Origin of the sequence: Catenulispora sp. EB89, assembly GCF_041261445.1 — a bacterium.
In the GTDB taxonomy this organism is placed as follows: Bacteria; Actinomycetota; Actinomycetes; order Streptomycetales; family Catenulisporaceae; genus Catenulispora.
Window position 1 is genome coordinate 71,382 of sequence record NZ_JBGCCU010000022.1, and the last position, 17,290, is coordinate 88,671.

The window sequence follows — 17,290 nt, forward strand, 5'->3', positions numbered from 1 at the left end:
CATGATGGTTTTCGCCTCGTCCGACAAGGGCGGTACCGGCCGGTCCGTGACCAGCTGCAATCTGGCCTACCGGCTTTCGTTGCTGGGTTACGATGTGGCTTATCTGGATTTTGACTTCGGTTCCCCCACCGCCGGTGCGATCTTCGAGATCTCCAGTCTGGAGCGCGGCACTGCCGAGGGTGGTCTGCATTCTTATATCCTCGGCAGAGTCGCGAAGCCGATGCGTGTGGACATCAGGGCTGTCACAGAACGCAATGATATGAAGACGCGTCCTCCGGGTTCGGGTAAACTGATGCTGTATCCCGGCGATGACGGAGGTGCAGAGTTCGCTTTGACGAAGCCGCACATCAAGAAGGCTATAGCGCTCTTCGAGCAGGTCGAAAGAGAATTCGACGTCTGCATCGTGGACCTGAGTGCCGGACGGTCGTCGGCGCTCGACATGTCTTTGCAGGCGGTTTCCCCGAACGTCCGCCCGCGCAGTGCCGATCCGGTAAGGTGGCTGCTGTTCCACCGCTGGACCACTCAGCACGTGATCGCGGCCAGCGGACTGCTGTTCGGAACGAACGGGATCATCTCCTGCGCCGCCAACGCGGGATTCGGCGCGTCGGAATTCACGGATCTGGTCCGGACCATCCGCACCGCGGTACCCGACAGCACTGCCTTCGGCACCAACGCCGTGCCCGAGCAGGAAGCCTGGCTCCGCGAGAGTGATGACATCCTCAAAGGCCTGGCGAAGACCCGCCATCTCGGGCAGGATTTGCTTGCTGGCACCACACCGTTGGAGCCGATGCTGCTCTGGCGGGAGCAGGTCATCTTGGACGTCGACGTCAAGCGCAACCTGGCGAAGCAGGCGACGACCGACGCGTTCGACAAGCTGGCTCACAAGGTGATCAACAGCCACGCCTGGGAAGGCTTCTAAATGGTGACATATACGTCGTCCCAGGCCGCCGAACCGCCAGCTCCGGTCTTTAGCGAACATCATCGGGATATGGCGGTAAAGCAACTGTCGCTTTCTCATCTGTCGGTCGAAGTCGGCCATTTCTACATGGAAGACCTCGAGGGCGATGAAGAGCCGATCCTGACCCAGTTCGAGCGAGTCAAACCGTGGCTGGAAGCGGCCAAGGCATCGGTGATCTCCGGAGACAGCAAGCCGCGCGTCAGTACGTGTTTTCTTATTGACGACTATTTCCAGTCCTGGCCCGATGCTCCCGAAATTATGGAGAGGTTGTTGCGCCTGTCGATGCGGGCGGGAGTGACCATCGACTATGTCGCCAGGGAATCCGCGTGTGCGCGTCGCAAGGACGGGTTCGCCGTGGCCGAGCTGCTGGCCACCAGGCTGCTGGAAGAACCGGAACCGGATCACGACACAGGTGGCCGTCCGCCGACCATCGCCACTGGGTGGCTCTCCAACGGCAGACCCGCCCGTCAGGCCACCATCCTGAACGCGATGGAGGCCCACACCTGGGAAGCGCCGCTGGAGTACGGCAAGCGCAATCACTCGATCTACGTGGACGTCGAACTTTGGCGGGACGACGCGGAACCGGGAGCGGACCGCGAGGACGCTCTGAGTCGGCGGCAGTACTCCTGCCCTTTTCTGGCTGCGGTCTGGCAGCTCGTCCGGCTCGGACTGTTGCGCAAGGACGGCATCCCGGCGTTGGAAGTCACCGATTTCGACGGCGAGTGGAAGGCGGAGTGGAGCCATTTTCCCGACATCATCAAGGTGAACCCCAACGCCGCGCCGTTCTACGCGTATCAATCACTGAGCATCATGCCGCAGAACTTCCTGCCCATCGAGACCGCGGTGCGGAACATCGTCGACCATTTCGTGTTCGAGCGGGACGTCATGGCCAAGCTGGACCGGCGCGCACAGCAGGAGAACGTCTCGGTGCCGGACGTCATCTCCCAGCGGATGAGCCATCACTTCCTGCCAGGCGGGAAGTGATGGCGCGACCCGTTGCGCCGTCGTCAGAAACGACATCGCCGCACCAGCCGCAGGTCGTCCTCGGAGCGGTGACGACCGGCCTCCTGAACACCTCGGAGCCGCTTCCCCTGGATGCCGCTCGACAGGCGCTGGCGCTGGTCCCCGGTGTCGAAGCCGACTGGCGGCAGTATCCCGTGGAGCAGGTGGTGTCTCCTGACTTGTACCTCGGCTTGGACTGCCGGTTGGCCGTCAGCTCCGGTTCCCCACCGAGGATCATCGGGACCGCGCGCGCCCGTGCGGTCCTGACCGCGGGGCACTTCCTGCAAGGCTCGGCGCGCGTGGATGTCCTGCTCGGCGCATCGAAAAGACGACTGCCCTGGTCCCACTACATGGCCCACACCGGGGTTGCTGAAGCGATCAACAAGGCCCGCCCCGCCGACATCGTGACGGGATTCCTGGAGGACCGGCCGGCGAAGTCCATTCTGGACCTCGGCAACACCGGTGCGCACGTGATGTCTCTCCTGGACGAGGTGCCACAGATTGACAGACGGGCCCGGCTCAAGACGCAGACCCACCGGCTGCTGTGGGCGGCGCTGGTTCAGGAGGACGTCGAACCGGACGGTCACGTCGAGGCTGGTGACGACGGCGTTTTCCGGGTCCAGATGTCCATGCCGTCGGAACTGCTGCCGGATTTCATGGAAATGTGCGAGATCCTCGCACTGCACCACTGGCTGCTGGCCGCACTGAAGAATGCCTTCGATCGCTCATCGCGCACGGGACCGAGCGCGGAGCGCGAACTCGAGGCGGCGTTGAGCTATCTCGGGCATGTCTGGAACCCGAAGGCGCATCTGCCCCATGCGATGCGGTGGTTCTGGGACGCGTTGGAAGACGCGGCCCAACTGTCTTGGGAATGGCAGACAACTTTGACGCGTGTTAGGGACAAGGTGTCGCTGTTGACACGAAAAGCCATCGAAGAGACTCTACTCAGAGAGGTTCTATAGGGCTCTATAGTCAGGGGACGGGGTGGGGGACCCGCTGTCAGTACGGACGGCGTGTGAGAAGGATCTGCCGCGAATCGCAGAGCTCGAAGACCTGGTCTTCGAGGGGACCGGCTTCAACCGGTCCACTCTGACGCAACTCTTCGGCCCGTCGGGGGCGACCTGGCTGGTGGCGGAGGACGGGGAGGGCATGTGGGGCTATTCATTCAGCGTTCGGGCCACCGACGACCCCGAGGTCGGGTGGATCCTGGCGCTGGGAGTGCATCCCGAGCGGCGGGGGCTGCACATCGGTCTGCGACTGCTGGACGAGTCCATCCTGGAGTTGCAGAACAAGGGGATCAGCACGATCAAACTCACGGTCAAGCCGCACAACAAGCCGGCGTATGACATGTACATCCGCGCCGGATTCCAGGACACCGGTCAGTGGAAGGACGGCGACCTCGGTGACGGGAGCGTCGCAAGATACTGACCCTGCTTCTACCGGTCGTGTGACCGTGAGTCACCTTCAAAAGTGGCACGGTGGTCAGGGGGCGCGTGACGTGCGTCTTAGCTCTCATCGTCGCGAGGTCTCGACGGGGATACCTCATCTGACGCTTTCGGCAAGCCTGAACCGGGTACACCCGGAGAGGAGATCGTTTGGGCAATGGATGAGGACTCCTGGAGGAGAGACTTCGTGAACGAGCTTCCCTCTCCGCGGCTGCGCGGTGTCAAGAAGAATGACCTGCGCAGGATCGCCGAGTTGGAAGCGAAAGCGTTCGGTTCCTACGGCGTGATCGACAACGATCTCAAGGTGATGTTCGATCCGTCGGGGCCACTGTGGATGCTGGCCGAGGACGACGAGGCGATCTGGGGCTACTCGGTTAACCTCCGAGCCGCAGACCCGACCGTGGGGTGGATCGCGGGGATGGCCATCCATCCCGCCCGCCAACGGCACGGCTGGGGGCAGCTTCTGTTGCAGGCGACCATTGACCGCCTGCATGACTACGACATGAGAGTGATCCGGCTGCTGGTCAAGCCGAGCAACAAGGTGGCCCGCCGGCTTTACGAGAATTTCGGCTTCATCGACACCGGCGAGCGCGACAATCACTTCGGGCCAGAAGAACCGCGGATGCTCATGTCTTTGCTGCTCGACCATCCGGTTGCTTCGCCTCGAATCCGACCGGAAGTGCCGGCGGATCCGGATGCCTTCGCCGTCACAGGCGGAACCACTTGCGAATGAGCAGCACGAAGAACACGTTTCGTAGGATATCGCCGGTATAGGTCTCCACTTCCAGCGGCGTTTCCCACGTTGGCGAGATGCTCTTCACATCTCCCAAGCCTATCGGGTTCACGAAGTTCTGGAGAGTCATGAAAAGCGCGTCGCCGCGCGTGGCTCCCGGATTACGGGTCAGATGCAGCAGATAGACGGCGAACCCGGCGATGACGACCACGATCCAGACTAGCAACCGCATCGGCTTGTACCCATATCCGACCAACCACCGCAATGGCAACCCGACGAAGCGCATCGGATGCCACCACGGATACGTTCTGCGGTGTGCCTCGAGCTGCCAGTACTTACAGCGGTCTTCGGCTTGCGCGTCCCTGATACGCGAGTGGACGGTTGCTGCCTCGTCGAAGGCCCGCTCCGCGAACAGGGAAAACCCCATGGATAGCAGACTTTTACCGGTTCGCTCGAGTGATTCGGCGATGACGCGGCCCTCAGCGCGGCTCAGGAAAACTCGGCCGTTTGCCTCCGAGCGGGCAGCCAGCAAGGTGGCTATCAGGTCGGCGTACGGTTGGCTGAGGCGAGGGGTGCCGTCGTAGAACTCTTCGAGGACGAGTGGCCCCGGGCGGGTGGAGGACGCCGCCCTGGCAAAGCTTTGCTGCACCCTGACGTTGATGTGGTCGAACTCTGCGACCGCCTCCTGCTCCCTGGAGCTGCCGTGTACACGGCTGTAGTCCGCCGGCTCCGACCGTAGGCGCGGCAGCCTCGTCCGTTTGTAGCGCTGGCCGCGCTCCAGATCCTCAGCAATGCTGGCCGCGCGTGACTCGACCGCGGATTTGAACGTGGCCAGCCGTGCTTCGCCGCCCTGCTCGGTAGTCCCTACCACGTCTGGCCTGCGCGTCGCCGATCCACCGCATCCCCCTGCGAACAGCCGTGACCGACTTCGAGTATGTCAGAACCGGTACTCGAAAGGCGTCGTCACGCTCAAAGCCCGGAACCCCAGCCGCTCCAGGATCGGCCGGCTCATGTCCGACGCGTCCACCTGCAAGTACTCGCACCCCAGCTCCACAGCCACCTCCATCCGTCGTGCCACCAGCGCGCGGTAGATGCCGCGGCCGCGCCAGCCCGGGGCGGTGCCGCCGCCCCAGAGGCTGGCGAAGCCGGTGCCGGGGTGGAGGAGCATGCGGGCGGCGCTCACCGGGCGGTCGCCGGCCATGGCCAGCCAGGTCCAGACCGTGTCCGGGTCGTCGGCCAGGCGGGCCAGGGCGCGGGCGCGGGCTCGGTCGCCGCCGCTGCCGAAGGCCGCGTCGGCGGCTTCGGCGACCAGGTCGGCGTCGGCTTCGGTGGTGACCGGGCGGAGGGTGACGCCGTCGGGGAGGGGCACCGCCAGGCCGGCGGCGGACAGCTGTGTGATCTCCGCCACGAACAGGGTCTCGGGGTCGTCGGCCACGAAGCCGGCGGCGCGCAGGCGGGCGTCCAGGTCGGCGGGTTCGTCGTGGCGGTAGTGCTTCCACTCGAAGTCGGCGCCGAGGGTGCGGAAGTAGGCGATCTGCTTCTGGATCGCGGCGTCGGCGGTGGCGGCGTCCAGGTCGCTGTACAGGACTCCGTGCCAGTCCGTGGGGTGTGCTCCGAGCTGGCGGACGACGCCGTCGGCCTTCTCGACGCGCGCGCCGGGTTCGTCGGGTTCGGCGGTGGCCCGCATGCGCACGTCGAAGGTTGCGAGCAGGTCCTTGTCCGGGGTGGGGGAGGTCACGGGGCCAGCCCACCACTGGCGCCGGGCTACGGCAAACGGTTAACGGGATTAGAACAGGCGGTGGTGGCGCTGATACCGTCGTAAGTGCTGACTACCTCGGACGGGAGAGACCCCCCGTGGGGCGCCGAAGGAGCAACCCTCCCCGGAAACTCTCAGGCAAACGGACCGTTCGAGCAGGCAACTCTGGAAAGCAGGGCCGAGCAGCAGGGAAGCCCTCACCGAAGGTGTAAGCCGTGGGCGCGGCAGGACTGCCCGCCCCCGGTGAAACTCTCAGGTTCCATGACAGAGGGGGAGGCCGGATCCGCGGGAGGCGCGAATCCACCACCCGACGTCTAAGAGCGTCCGCCTGAGAGGCCACAACAGTGACCGCAGTGCTCACGGATCTGCACGGCGCGGCCGGAGACGATTCCGCCGCCGGTTCCGGCGGTACGGTGCCGGCCCAGCCCGCGACCGGCCAGGACTCCCACGCCACCGCCACCTCCGCCACCACCTCCGCCCCCGCAGCGCGTCCTACGCTGGTCGAGCTGGAGCAGGGCTCCCCGTTCGCCGACCGGCACATCGGCCCGGACGCCGAGGCCGCCGGCCGCATGCTCTCCCTGCTCGGCTACGACTCGCTCGACGCGCTGACCGAGGCCGCCGTGCCTGGCTCCATCCGCCTCACCGAGCGCCTGAACCTGCCGCCGGCGCGCTCGGAGTCCGAGGTGCTGACCGAGCTGCGCGACATCGCCGGCCGCAACCGCGTCTTCCGCCCCATGATCGGCCTGGGCTACCACGGCACCTTCACCCCGCCGGTGATCCTGCGCAACGTGCTGGAGAACCCGGCCTGGTACACCGCGTACACCCCCTACCAGCCGGAGATCTCCCAGGGCCGGCTGGAGGCGCTGCTCAACTTCCAGACCGTGGTCGCCGACCTGGCCGGGCTGCCGGTGGCGAACGCCTCCCTGCTGGACGAGGCCACGGCCGCCGCGGAGGCCATGACCCTGGCCCGCCGGTCCACCAAGTCCAAGTCGCACCGGTTCCTGGTCGACGCCGACGTCTTCCCGCAGACCCTGGCCGTGCTGCAGACCCGCGCTGAGCCGCTGGGCATCGAGCTGGCGCTCGCCGACCTGTCGGCTGACCAGCTGCCCGAGGGCGAGTTCTACGGCGTGCTGGTGCAGTACCCCGGCGCCTCCGGCCAGGTCCGCGACCTGAAGGCGATCGCCGAGGCTGCGCACGCGCGCGGCGCGCTGGTCGCGGTGGCCGCCGACATCCTGTCCCTGACCCTGCTCACCTCGCCCGGCGAGGCCGGGGCCGACATCGCGGTCGGCTCCACGCAGCGCTTCGGCGTGCCGCTGGGCTTCGGCGGTCCGCACGCCGGCTACATGGCGGTGCGCGAGAACCTGTCCCGCTCGCTGCCCGGCCGCCTGGTCGGGGTGTCGGTGGACGCCGACGGCGATCAGGCGCTGCGGCTGGCGCTGCAGACCCGCGAGCAGCACATCCGTCGCGAGAAGGCGACGTCCAACATCTGTACCGCGCAGGTGCTGCTGGCCGTGATCGCCGGCATGTACGCGGTGTACCACGGCCCCGAGGGCCTGACCGCGATCGCCCGCCGCACCCACCGCTACACCGCGGTGCTGGCCGCCGGGCTGCGCGAGGCCGGGGTCGAGGTCGTGCCGACCGCGTTCTTCGACACCCTGACCGTGCGGGTGCCGGGCCGGGCCGCCGAGGTGTGGCGCGCGGCGCTGTCCTCGGGCGTGAACCTGCGGCTGGTCGACGAGGACACCGTCGGTGTGTCCTGCGACGAGACCACTGACTGGGCCGACCTGCGGGCCGTTTGGTCGGCGTTCGGCGTCACCGGCAAGGAGGCGGCGGGCGTCGACGAGCTCGACCGCGGCACCGAGGACGCGCTCGGCGCGCACGTGCGCGGCACCGAGTTCCTGACCCACCCGGTCTTCCACGCGCACCGCTCCGAGACCGCGATGCTGCGCTACCTGCGCAAGCTCGCCGACCGCGACATCGCGCTGGACCGGTCGATGATCCCGCTCGGCTCGTGCACGATGAAGCTGAACGCGACCACCGAGATGGAGCCGATCACCTGGCCGGAGTTCGGGGCGATCCACCCCTTCGCGCCGCTGGACCAGGCCTCGGGCTACCTGTCGCTGATCGGGCAGCTGGAGGGCTGGCTGGCCGAGGTCACCGGCTACGCGCGGGTGTCGGTGCAGCCGAACGCCGGCTCGCAGGGCGAGCTGGCCGGGCTGCTGGCCGTGCGTGCCTACCACCGCGACCTCGGGCAGGAGCAGCGCGACGTGTGCCTGATCCCGTCCTCGGCGCACGGCACCAACGCCGCCTCCGCGGTGATGGCCGGCATGCGCGTGGTGGTCGTGGCCAGCCGCGAGGACGGCTCGGTCGACGTCACGGACCTGAAGGCGAAGATCGAGAAGCACCGCGACCAGCTCAGCGTCCTGATGATCACCTACCCCTCGACGCACGGCGTGTTCGAGGAGGAGGTCACCGAGATCTGCGACCTGGTGCACGCCGCCGGCGGCCAGGTCTACGTGGACGGCGCGAACCTGAACGCCATGGTCGGCCTGGCCAAGCCGGGCCACTTCGGCGGCGACGTCTCGCACCTGAACCTGCACAAGACCTTCTGCATCCCGCACGGCGGCGGCGGCCCGGGCGTCGGCCCGGTCGGCGTCCGCGCGCACCTGGCGCCGTACCTGCCGAACCACCCGCTGCACCCGATCGCGGGGCCGCGCCCCGAGGGCGGCGGCGTCGGCCCGGTCTCGGCGGCCCCGTGGGGCTCGGCGGGCATCCTGCCGATCCCGTGGGCCTACATCCGCCTGATGGGCGCCGAAGGGCTGCGCTCGGCGACGCAGCACGCGATCCTCGCGGCGAACTACGTGGCCAAGCGCCTGTCCGAGCACTACCCGGTCCTCTACACCGGCCCGAACGGCCTGGTCGCGCACGAGTGCATCATCGACCTGCGCCAGATCACCAAGGACACCGGCGTCACGGTCGACGACGTGGCCAAGCGCCTGATCGACTACGGCTTCCACGCCCCGACGATGTCCTTCCCGGTGGCCGGCACGCTGATGATCGAGCCCACCGAGAGCGAGGACCTGGCCGAGCTGGACCGCTTCTGCGACGCCATGCTCGCCATCAAGGGCGAGATCGACCGCGTCGCCAACGGCGACCTGGACCGCGAGGACAACCCCCTCCGCCAGGCCCCGCACACCGCCGCCACCCTGGTCGGCGACTGGAAGCACGGCTACGAGCGCGCCGAGGCGGTCTTCCCGGCCGGCGTGAACCCGGCGGACAAGTACTGGCCGCCGGTGCGGCGCATCGACGGGGCGTATGGGGACCGGAACCTGGTGTGTTCTTGCCCGGCGCCGGAGGCCTTCGAGGGCTGATGGTTTCGAGGGTTGATGGTTCGGTGAGCGCGGTGGCGTTCAGGTTGTAATGCGAGTGCTTGGCGCGCCGCAGACCGAGTTCGTGGTCTGCGGGGCGCTTTGCTGTCGGCGCGGGCCTCCGACGTGAGTTAGGCGGCCAGGGGCACAGCTTCGCCGTGCGCTTCGGCCGCGTCGACTGGCTGTGCGGCGGTGCTTCGGGCGCGCCAGGCGCGGGTGACGGTGGCGGCTAGGAGTACTGGGGCCGCGGCGATGGTGAAGCAGGCGGAGAGTGGGAGGCGGGCCAGGGCTGGGCCCATGGCCGCGTAGCCGGCGGAGGAGCCGGCGTTGAAGGCGTTGTTGACCCACATGCCGGCGCTGGTGCGGGTTTGGGTGGTGGCGAGTTCGTCGGCGACGAGGTAGGCGCAGGTCATCAAGGGGGAGATGAAGATGCCTGAGGCGGTGGTGATGGCGGTCAGGACCCAGACGTTCGGGGCCAGGGCCGCGGCTGCCACGGTCAGGCCGAGGGCGGCGGTCAGCAGGGGCAGGCGGCTGCGGTTGGGGATGCGCCAGGTGATCGTGCCGTAGGCGAGGCCGCCGAGGATGCTGCCGACGGACATGCCGGCGTCGGCCCAGGCGATCGCCGAGGGTTGGTGGTGGCGCATCGCGAACGCCACGATGGCCAGGCTCTGCGCGCCGAGGCCCAGGCCGAGGCCGGTGGCGGCGAAGACGGGCTCGGCGATGCGGGACAGGGTACGGCGCTCGGTGCGGTGGGGGCGGCCGGCCCTCCGACCGATGCGTGACGCGTCGGCTGGCTTGGGCTGAGTGGTGGCCGTGGTCTGGGCCGCGACCGTGCTGATCACCGGGGATGTCATCAGCGCCACCGTGCCGACGGCGACCAGCACCGCGCTCAGCAGCACGCCGAACGCCGGGTTCGCGACCAGGATCAGCACCCCGACCAGCAGCGGCCCGCTGACGCCGATCACCTCCTCGACGACCTTGTCCAGGCTGAACGCGCGCTGCATCAGCGCCTGGTCGTCGCCGCACATCGTGCGCCACAGGGTGCGCATCGTCGGGCCGAGCGGCGGAGCCGTGGCTCCGGCCGCGAGGGCCAGGGCTTCCAGGAGCCACAGCGGGGCGCCGGGGCGCCAGGTAGCGGCCGTCAGGCTCAGCAGTGCGCCGGCGTACGCCAGCGCCAGGGGGAGCAGGGCCGGACGGATGCCGTGGCGGTCGATCAGGCGGGCACGGACTGGTGCCAGGCCCGCGACCGACAGCGCGAAGACCGCCACCACCGCGCCCGCGCGGCCGACGGAGCCGTGGCCGGCCGCCAGCGCGAGGGTCAGGGACAGGACGACCGTGCCGTAGGACAGCCGTCCGATGAAAGCCGTCGCGAAAGTGCGCGCGGCAAAGGGCAGGCGGAGTACCGCCAGGTACGAAGACAAGGGAGTGGTTCCTCACCGGGAGATCATGTGCAGGGACGCCGACGGACCGCGTCACGGCCGGTGGCCGGGGCGGTTGACGTGGGCCCTTACGCACATGAGGTGTGGAACATGGTGCTGATGATAGCGAACCGCGGTGCGGAAGCGAGTCTTTTTGTCCGCGGGGTGCGCGGTAGCAGGGCTCAGGCATCGTGTCGTCCGATCAGGAACAGTGCGACGGCCAGCGCGACGGCTGCGTAGGCCGCGCACACCAGGAGCGAGACCGTCGGGGAGAAGGTGTCGGCCTGTGGGCGCAGCGACACCGCACTCGTCGCCGCACGTTGCAGCCCGAAGCGCATCAGCTCGTGCCGCATGTTCTGCGGTAGGTGATCCAGAACCTGCGGGAGCAGGAAGACCAGCGTGAACAGCATCGCGATCGCGCCGGCCGTGGCGCGCATGATGGCGCCGAGCGAGGTGGCCAGGACCGTGATCAGCATGAGGTAGAGCACGGCGTACGCCACGCCGCGGAACACCCCCGGGTCGCCGAGGGACACGCCGCCGTGGCCGCCGGACATCAGGGCCTGGCTCAGGCCGAAGGACAGGCCGAGGATGGCCGTGCCGGCTGCCAGCGCGACCGCCATGGCCACTGCTGCCTTGGCGATCAGTACCTTGCGGCGCTGCGGGGTGGTGGCGAAGGTCGTCCGGATCAGGCCGGTGCCGTATTCGGAGCTGATCGCCAGGACGCCCAGGACGCCGATGACCAGCTGCGCGAAGACCGCGCCGAACAGCGGCGCGGACACCGGGTCGAACGCGGCGCGGTCGGCGGCGGTCATCGTCGGCCAGTCGCGGCCGGTGCTGTCGGCCACCGAGTATGCCGTGGCCAGGACCAGCACCGTGGCGGCGGCCAGCGAGAGGTAGGTCGAGCGCACGGAGCGCAGCTTGATCCATTCGGCGTGCAGCAACTCAGGCATGGGTCACTCCTCGGTAGTCGACCGCGTCGCGGGTCAGGTCCATGAACACGTCCTCCAGCGAGGCATGCCGCGCGGACAGCTCGTGCACCGGCAGTCCGGCCGCGGCGGCCGCGTCGCCGATCTCGTCAACGCCCGCGCCGGTGACGATCAGGGCGTCGGCGCCCTCGTACTCGACGCCGGCGCCGCGGGCCCGCAGCAGCTCGGCCAGGCGGCTGCGGGCGGGGGAGCGGACGTGCACCCGGGCCGCGGCGTGCTCGGTCAGGAAGCGCTCGACGCCGGTGTCGGCGATCAGCCGGCCTCGGCCGATCACCACCAGGTGGTCGGCGGTCAGCGCGGTCTCGGCCAGCAGATGGCTGGAGACGAACACCGTGCGCCCCTCGGTCGCCAGCGACCTCATCAGGGTCCGGATCCACACGATGCCCTCCGGGTCCAGGCCGTTGCCCGGTTCGTCGAACAGCAGGACCGCGGGATCGCCGAGCAGGGCCCCGGCGATGCCGAGCCGCTGCTTCATACCCAGCGAGAATTCCCCGGCGCGCCGGGTCGCGGCCTGGGCCAGGCCGACCCGTTCCAGGACCTCGTCGACCCGGCGGCGCGCGACGCGGCCGGCCACCGCCAGCGCGGTGAGGTGCGCGCGGGCCGAGCGGCCCGGGTGCACGGCGCCGGCGTCGAGCAGCGCCCCGACCTGGTGGGACGGGTGCCGCAGGGTGGGGTAGGGGCGGCCGTCGATCAGGGCCGTGCCGTGGTCGGGGCGCTCCAGGCCGAGCAGGGCGCGCAGCGTGGTGGACTTGCCCGAGCCGTTGGGTCCGAGGAATCCGGTGACGCGGCCGGGGTGGACCGTGAACGTCAGGTCCTCGACCGCGGTGGTCCGGCCGAAGCGCTTGGCGAGTCCGATGACTTCGATCATGATGTCTCCCTTCGGATCCCAAGGTCCCAGCCGGATGCGGTCGGCCGCGTCGGAGTGTGGGGCGGTTTTTCTGCGTACCCCCGTGGTCGGATCCGCGGGCCCGTGTACTCCCAGGGGATGACGGCGCGCAGGCCGATGCCCGCCGCCCCCGCCCCGGGCTACTGTCGGATCATGACCAGCACGGCCCTGCCACCCCTGACCCGCCGCATGAGTCTGCGCGACCTCGTCGCCGTCGACTCCGCGGTCGGCGCGCTGGTGTGCGGGCTGGCGCTGCTCACCTGGTTCGAGGGGCACGAGCCGGTGGTCGAGATCCCGGATCCGGTGCGGGTGCTGCTCATCGTGGTCCTCGGCGCCGCCATCGGCGCGCGCCGGCTATGTCCGTGGGCTGCGTTGTGGGCGGTGTCGCTGGGCGCGCCGGTGATGTCGCTGGAGTCGCAGGCCTTTCCGTGGGCGGTGCCGCCGGCGATGATGCTCGTCCTGTACACGCTCGCCGCCGCGGTGCCCCGGCGGCAGGCCGTCCGCGCGCTCGGGATCATGCTCGGCTGCTCGGTCGCGATGCTGGTCGTGCTCGACGTGGGCCTCAGGCGGTGGGCCGCGGATCCGGCGCAGGCCCCGCACGAGATGCGGGCCGCGGTCTTCGCCGTGACCCTCCTGGCCCTGCCGCTGACCGGGGTGTGGATGATCGGCGTGGCGGTCGGCGCGAGCCGCGCCTACACCGCCGGGTTGCAGGCACAGGCCGAGCAGCGGGCCCGGGAGCAGGTCGTGGAGGAGCGGCTGCGGATAGCCCGCGAGCTGCACGACATCGTCGCGCACAGCATGTCGCTGATCACCGTCCAGGCCTCGGTGGCCGGCTTCGTCGGCCGGGAGCAGCCCGACGAGGCGGTCAAAGCCCTGGCCTCGATCGAGCAGACCGGCCGCACGGCCCTGCACGACATGCGCCGGCTGCTCGGCATGCTCCGCGACGGCGACGGCCGGCAACAGGGCCCGGAGCTGCTGCCGGCGCCGGGCCTGACCGACCTCGACGACCTGGTGGCCCGGACCGCCGCGTCCGGGATCCGGGTCGAGCTCAAGGTGTCCGGGGAACGGATCGAGACCTCGACCCCGCTCGAGCTCGCCGTGTACCGCATCGTCCAGGAGGCCCTGACCAACGTGATCAAGCATGCCGACGCGACCCGCGCCCGCGTCGTCCTCGACTACGGCGGGGACGCGATAGGGATCATCGTGGTCGATGACGGTCGGGGCGCACCCGCCGGCGTCGAAGCCGGCGTTGGGGCCGGGACCGGGACCGGGCCCGGGAACGGGGGCGGGGCCGCCGCGGCCGCCGTGCAGCCCGGCCACGGCCTGGTCGGCATGCACGAACGCGTCGCGGCCTACGGCGGCGAGTTCCAGGCCGGCCCGCTGCCCGGCGGCGGATTCCGCGTCGTGGCACGGATTCCCCTGGAGGCGGCCCGATGATCCGAGTCCTGATCGCCGACGACCAGACCCTGCTGCGCGGCAGCCTGCGGCTGCTGCTGGACTCGCAGGCCGACCTGACCGTGGTCGCCGAGGCCGCGAACGGCAACGAGGCCGTCGAGCGGGCCTGCAGCGAGCTGCCCGACGTGGTGCTCATGGACATCCGGATGCCGGAGCTCGACGGCCTGGCCGCGACCCGCGCGATCGCCGAGCGGCACCCTCACGTCCGGGTCCTGGTCCTGACCACCTTCGACCTCGACGAGTACGTCTACGGCGCGCTGCGGGCCGGCGCGAGCGGCTTCCTGCTGAAGGACACCCCACCGGCCGACCTCGTCGCGGCCATCCGCGTGGTCGCGGCGGGCGAGGCGTTGCTCGCACCAGGCATCACGAAGCGCCTGATCGAGGAGTTCGCCCGCATCCCGGAGCCGGGGCGCCGACCGACCACCGAGCTGTCGGTGATCACCGATCGGGAGAAGGACGTCCTGGAACTCATCGGCAGGGGCCTGACCAACCAGGAGATCGCGCTCCGCCTGATCCTCAGCCCGGCGACGGTGAAGACGCACGTCAGCAGGCTGCTGACGAAGCTCGGCGCGCGGGATCGGGCGCAGCTGGTGATCGTCGCCTACGAGAGCGGACTGATCGTCGCCACCCGGTGAGGCGCCGGAGGGCTGAGAAGCCGAGGCCGAGGGTCAGGGCTCAGCGGTGTGGCACGATCTTGGAATGACCGGCGAACCGATGACAGGCGGCGTGAACACGGTCCTCCGCATCGGCGACCGCGTGCACCGACCGGCAGGGGAGTGGACGCCGGCCGTGCACGCCGTGCTGGAGCACCTGGCCGCCAAGGGCTTCAGCGGAGCACCCAGGACCCACGGCTTCGACGCCGAGGGACGCGAGGTCCTCGATTTCGTGCCCGGCGACGTCCCGGGGTCCGAGGCCGTCGTCTCCGACGAAGCGCTGGCCGAGGTCGGAGCCCTGCTGCGCGGCCTCCACGACGCGACCGCCGACTTCGTCCCACCACCGCGAGCCACGTGGTATTTCGAGCCCCGCGAGCCGTCCGAGGTGATCTGCCACGGCGACGTGGCCCCCTACAACACCGTCTTCCGCGACGGCCGTCCCGTTTCCTTGATCGACTTCGACACCGCGCATCCCGCGCCGCGGGTCTGGGACGTCGCCTACGCGGCCTACCGCTTCGTCCAGCTCGTCGAGGACGGCGCACCGCCCAAGGAACAAGCCCGGCGCCTGGCGCTCTTCGTTGACGCCTACGACCTCGGCGCGCGCGACCGGACCGCGCTGCTCGACACCGTCATCGCCCGCCTGGAGCACCTGGTCGGCTTCATGCGCCGGCAGGCCGCCGCGGGCCATCCGGCGTTCGCCCAGCACGTCGCCGAGGGTCACGATCGCTACTACCTGGGGAACATCGCTCACCTCAAGCGGCATCGCGCCGTACTTGAAGGCGCTGTGAAGTAGCGCTATGCAGGGAATCAGAACTCTGATTCTCTATCGGCTGGAGAGCCTCCCATGGACGACCTGAACGCACCGGCGACCGGACAGACGAACGTCAACTCCAGGCGACGATCGCGAACCTGCTCGCCGCCCCCGACGGCGACGTAGCCACCGTCGACGACGTCGTGGCCCGCCTGACGGCCTGGGCCGACACCGGCCCCGGCCGGCGCTCGCAGTGGGTCCTCGGCTTCGGATACGACGACGCGATGCTGGTCGGGAAGAACCATCCCGCCGCCGTCGACCTGGACTTGGTCCCCACCGACAAACCGACCCTGGCCGTCCACCAGTCCTTCCACCTCGGAGCGGTCAACTCCGCCGGCCTGCGGCTGCTGGGCTTCACCCACGAGACGCCGGACCCCGAAGGCGGCGTCATCCGCCGCATCAGCGGTTCCGGCGAACCCGGCTGGGTGCCGCCGCACGGCGTCCCCAACGGCGTGCTGGAGGAATCCGCCTTCAACATCGCCTACGCGCAGGCCGGCGCGGGCATCGCGCTGGAGGACCAGGCCGGGTTCTTCGAGCGCGGGCGCCAGGTGGCGAACCGCTACGGCTTCACCACGGTCCAGGACGGCGGCGTCGATCTGCCGGTGCTGGACTTCATGCGCGACGAGGCGCGGGCCGCGACTACATCCACGGCGGCCTGCGTACCGCCGGCGTGAAGATGTTCCTGGACGGCTCGCCCCAGGGCCGCACCGCCTGGCTGACCAAGCCGTACCGCACTCCGCCGGCGGGACAGCCGGCGGGCTACCGCGGCTATCCGGCCATCGCCGACCAGGCGGCGGTCAACGCGCAGGTGAGGCAGGCCGGGACTCGGCAGCTTTCAGCAGGTCTTTGCGATGTCCAGGATCTGCTGATGAATGCTCGGGGCGGAGAACAAGGCAGTAATGGTGTCTCCGCCCCGACCCTCGGACAGCTCGCTGTAGGCGCCGCCGGCTTCCCGAACGATCGGCACGAGAGGGGCGACGTCCCAGGGCCCTGCGCCCGCCAGCAGGAAGGCATCGAGCCGGCCGGTGGCGACGAGTAGCGCACCGTGGCAGGTCCCGGACCCGGTCGAGGGCTTGCGGATGACGGCGGAAATGACAGAAGAGGCGGAGGCAGTCGGGCCGTCCCATTCCACTGCCGGAACCGTGCTCCGAGCCTGAGCGGCCACGCGCGCGGCGAGCCGCCGGTCGCCAGCGCTCAGCCGCGCGGGCGGAGGCCAGATGCCGATGGCGGCGTCTTGAAGGCTGGTGGCGGCTGTGACGGCGAGCGGGGAGGCCGAGGTGTGCGGGTCCATCGGCAGAGCGGCGCTCCAGGCTCCTGCTCCAGGCACGGCCCACCATCGCCTGGCACAGGCCGGGGCCGAGACCATGCCGAGCAGTACGGTGTCGCCGTCGGCCAGGGCGATCAGCGTGCCCCATTCGGGCTCGCCGGCCAGGAAGCTGGCCGTGCCGTCGATGGGATCGACGATCCAGCGTCGGCGGGACCGGCCGTGCGCGCCGAACTCCTCGCCGAGGAAGGCGTCCGTGGGGCTGGCCGCGGTGATCAGCGTGCGAAGGGTGTGTTCGACCTCGTGGTCGGCGGCGCTGACCGGGCTGCCGCCGGCCTTGGCCCGCTGCCAGGCGACGTCGCCGGTGCGGAAATGGCGCATGGCCACGGCATCGGCGCGGTCCGCCGCCTGATGGGCCAGATGAAGGTCGGTATGGGCGACGTTCATGGCGCTGCCCCCGGATCTGGGCCGTTCACGGATCCACGGGGCGAGCGATCGACGCGTCGAGCCCCGGGCCGGCCTCGAAGGGTGTGTGATCTCGATCGGGGGCGCCGC

16 protein-coding genes and 2 riboswitches are annotated in these 17,290 nt (G+C 69.6%); of the genes, 10 read left to right on the top strand and 6 right to left on the bottom strand.

Annotated elements, in window-relative coordinates; translation table 11 throughout:
* The first annotated feature begins 1 nt into the window (after nt 1).
* From ABH920_RS35945 to ABH920_RS35965, 5 genes are all read left to right on the top strand, one after another.
* On the top strand, nt 2-919 hold the full coding sequence (locus tag ABH920_RS35945) for an SCO2523 family variant P-loop protein (RefSeq protein WP_370353725.1): 918 nt from the start codon (nt 2-4) through the stop codon (nt 917-919).
* Entirely contained in the window at nt 920-1,942 is a 1,023-nt protein-coding gene (locus ABH920_RS35950) for an SCO2522 family protein (RefSeq protein WP_370353726.1), read from the top strand.
* On the top strand, nt 1,942-2,922 hold the full coding sequence (locus ABH920_RS35955) for an SCO2521 family protein (RefSeq protein WP_370353727.1): 981 nt from the start codon (nt 1,942-1,944) through the stop codon (nt 2,920-2,922). Before ABH920_RS35950 ends, ABH920_RS35955 begins: the two co-directional genes overlap by 1 nt.
* Nucleotides 2,923-2,944: 22 nt before the next feature.
* Nucleotides 2,945-3,388: an N-acetyltransferase family protein gene (locus tag ABH920_RS35960; RefSeq protein WP_370353728.1), complete on the top strand. Its 444-nt coding sequence runs from the start codon at nt 2,945-2,947 to the stop codon at nt 3,386-3,388.
* A 204-nt stretch (nt 3,389-3,592) separates the two neighbouring features.
* Nucleotides 3,593-4,138, top strand: coding sequence for a GNAT family N-acetyltransferase (locus ABH920_RS35965; RefSeq protein ID WP_370353729.1), 546 nt, complete (start codon nt 3,593-3,595; stop codon nt 4,136-4,138).
* Here ABH920_RS35965 and ABH920_RS35970 read toward each other — a convergent pair.
* On the bottom strand, nt 4,113-5,009 hold the full coding sequence (locus ABH920_RS35970; RefSeq protein ID WP_370353730.1) for a hypothetical protein: 897 nt from the start codon (nt 5,007-5,009) through the stop codon (nt 4,113-4,115). The two genes, ABH920_RS35965 and ABH920_RS35970, sit on opposite strands and share 26 nt — an antisense overlap.
* Nucleotides 5,010-5,075: 66 nt before the next feature.
* On the bottom strand, nt 5,076-5,876 hold the full coding sequence (locus ABH920_RS35975) for a GNAT family N-acetyltransferase (protein ID WP_370353731.1): 801 nt from the start codon (nt 5,874-5,876) through the stop codon (nt 5,076-5,078).
* A 91-nt stretch (nt 5,877-5,967) separates the two neighbouring features.
* Nucleotides 5,968-6,054: riboswitch (glycine riboswitch) on the top strand.
* Nucleotides 6,055-6,169: riboswitch (glycine riboswitch) on the top strand. It begins immediately after the preceding riboswitch.
* 222 nt (nt 6,170-6,391) lie between these two features.
* Here ABH920_RS35975 and gcvP point away from each other — a divergent pair.
* Nucleotides 6,392-9,265 carry an aminomethyl-transferring glycine dehydrogenase gene (gene gcvP / locus ABH920_RS35980; protein ID WP_370353835.1) on the top strand — a complete coding sequence of 958 codons (2,874 nt, stop codon included), beginning with the start codon at nt 6,392-6,394 and terminating at the stop codon, nt 9,263-9,265.
* A gap of 128 nt (nt 9,266-9,393) precedes the next feature.
* Here gcvP and ABH920_RS35985 read toward each other — a convergent pair whose 3' ends face one another.
* From ABH920_RS35985 to ABH920_RS35995, 3 genes are all read right to left on the bottom strand, one after another.
* Nucleotides 9,394-10,683 (bottom strand): MFS transporter, encoded by a 1,290-nt coding sequence (locus tag ABH920_RS35985; protein WP_370353732.1) that lies wholly within the window; start codon nt 10,681-10,683, stop codon nt 9,394-9,396.
* A 179-nt stretch (nt 10,684-10,862) separates the two neighbouring features.
* Nucleotides 10,863-11,630, bottom strand: coding sequence for an ABC transporter permease subunit (locus tag ABH920_RS35990; RefSeq protein ID WP_370353733.1), 768 nt, complete (start codon nt 11,628-11,630; stop codon nt 10,863-10,865).
* Nucleotides 11,623-12,534, bottom strand: coding sequence for an ABC transporter ATP-binding protein (locus tag ABH920_RS35995; RefSeq protein WP_370353734.1), 912 nt, complete (start codon nt 12,532-12,534; stop codon nt 11,623-11,625). The genes ABH920_RS35990 and ABH920_RS35995 overlap by 8 nt, the downstream gene beginning before the upstream one ends.
* Nucleotides 12,535-12,705: 171 nt before the next feature.
* On the opposite strand from ABH920_RS35995, the gene ABH920_RS36000 reads away from it, so the two are divergent.
* The 4 genes from ABH920_RS36000 (at nt 12,706) to ABH920_RS36015 (ending at nt 16,145) form a co-directional block, all read left to right on the top strand.
* Nucleotides 12,706-13,989, top strand: a complete 1,284-nt coding sequence (locus ABH920_RS36000; RefSeq protein ID WP_370353735.1) for a histidine kinase — start codon at nt 12,706-12,708, stop codon at nt 13,987-13,989.
* Entirely contained in the window at nt 13,986-14,642 is a 657-nt protein-coding gene (locus ABH920_RS36005) for a response regulator (RefSeq protein ID WP_370353736.1), read from the top strand. The genes ABH920_RS36000 and ABH920_RS36005 overlap by 4 nt, the downstream gene beginning before the upstream one ends.
* A gap of 64 nt (nt 14,643-14,706) precedes the next feature.
* On the top strand, nt 14,707-15,453 hold the full coding sequence (locus tag ABH920_RS36010; protein ID WP_370353737.1) for a phosphotransferase enzyme family protein: 747 nt from the start codon (nt 14,707-14,709) through the stop codon (nt 15,451-15,453).
* A 116-nt stretch (nt 15,454-15,569) separates the two neighbouring features.
* The gene (locus tag ABH920_RS36015) at nt 15,570-16,145 is read left to right on the top strand and encodes an amidohydrolase family protein (RefSeq protein WP_370353836.1); all 576 of its coding nucleotides are present in this window, start codon (nt 15,570-15,572) and stop codon (nt 16,143-16,145) included.
* Between the two features lie 161 nt (nt 16,146-16,306).
* On the opposite strand, the gene ABH920_RS36020 is transcribed toward ABH920_RS36015, so the two are convergent.
* Nucleotides 16,307-17,182, bottom strand: a complete 876-nt coding sequence (locus ABH920_RS36020) for an inositol monophosphatase (RefSeq protein ID WP_370353738.1) — start codon at nt 17,180-17,182, stop codon at nt 16,307-16,309.
* Between the last annotated feature and the right edge of the window lie 108 nt (nt 17,183-17,290).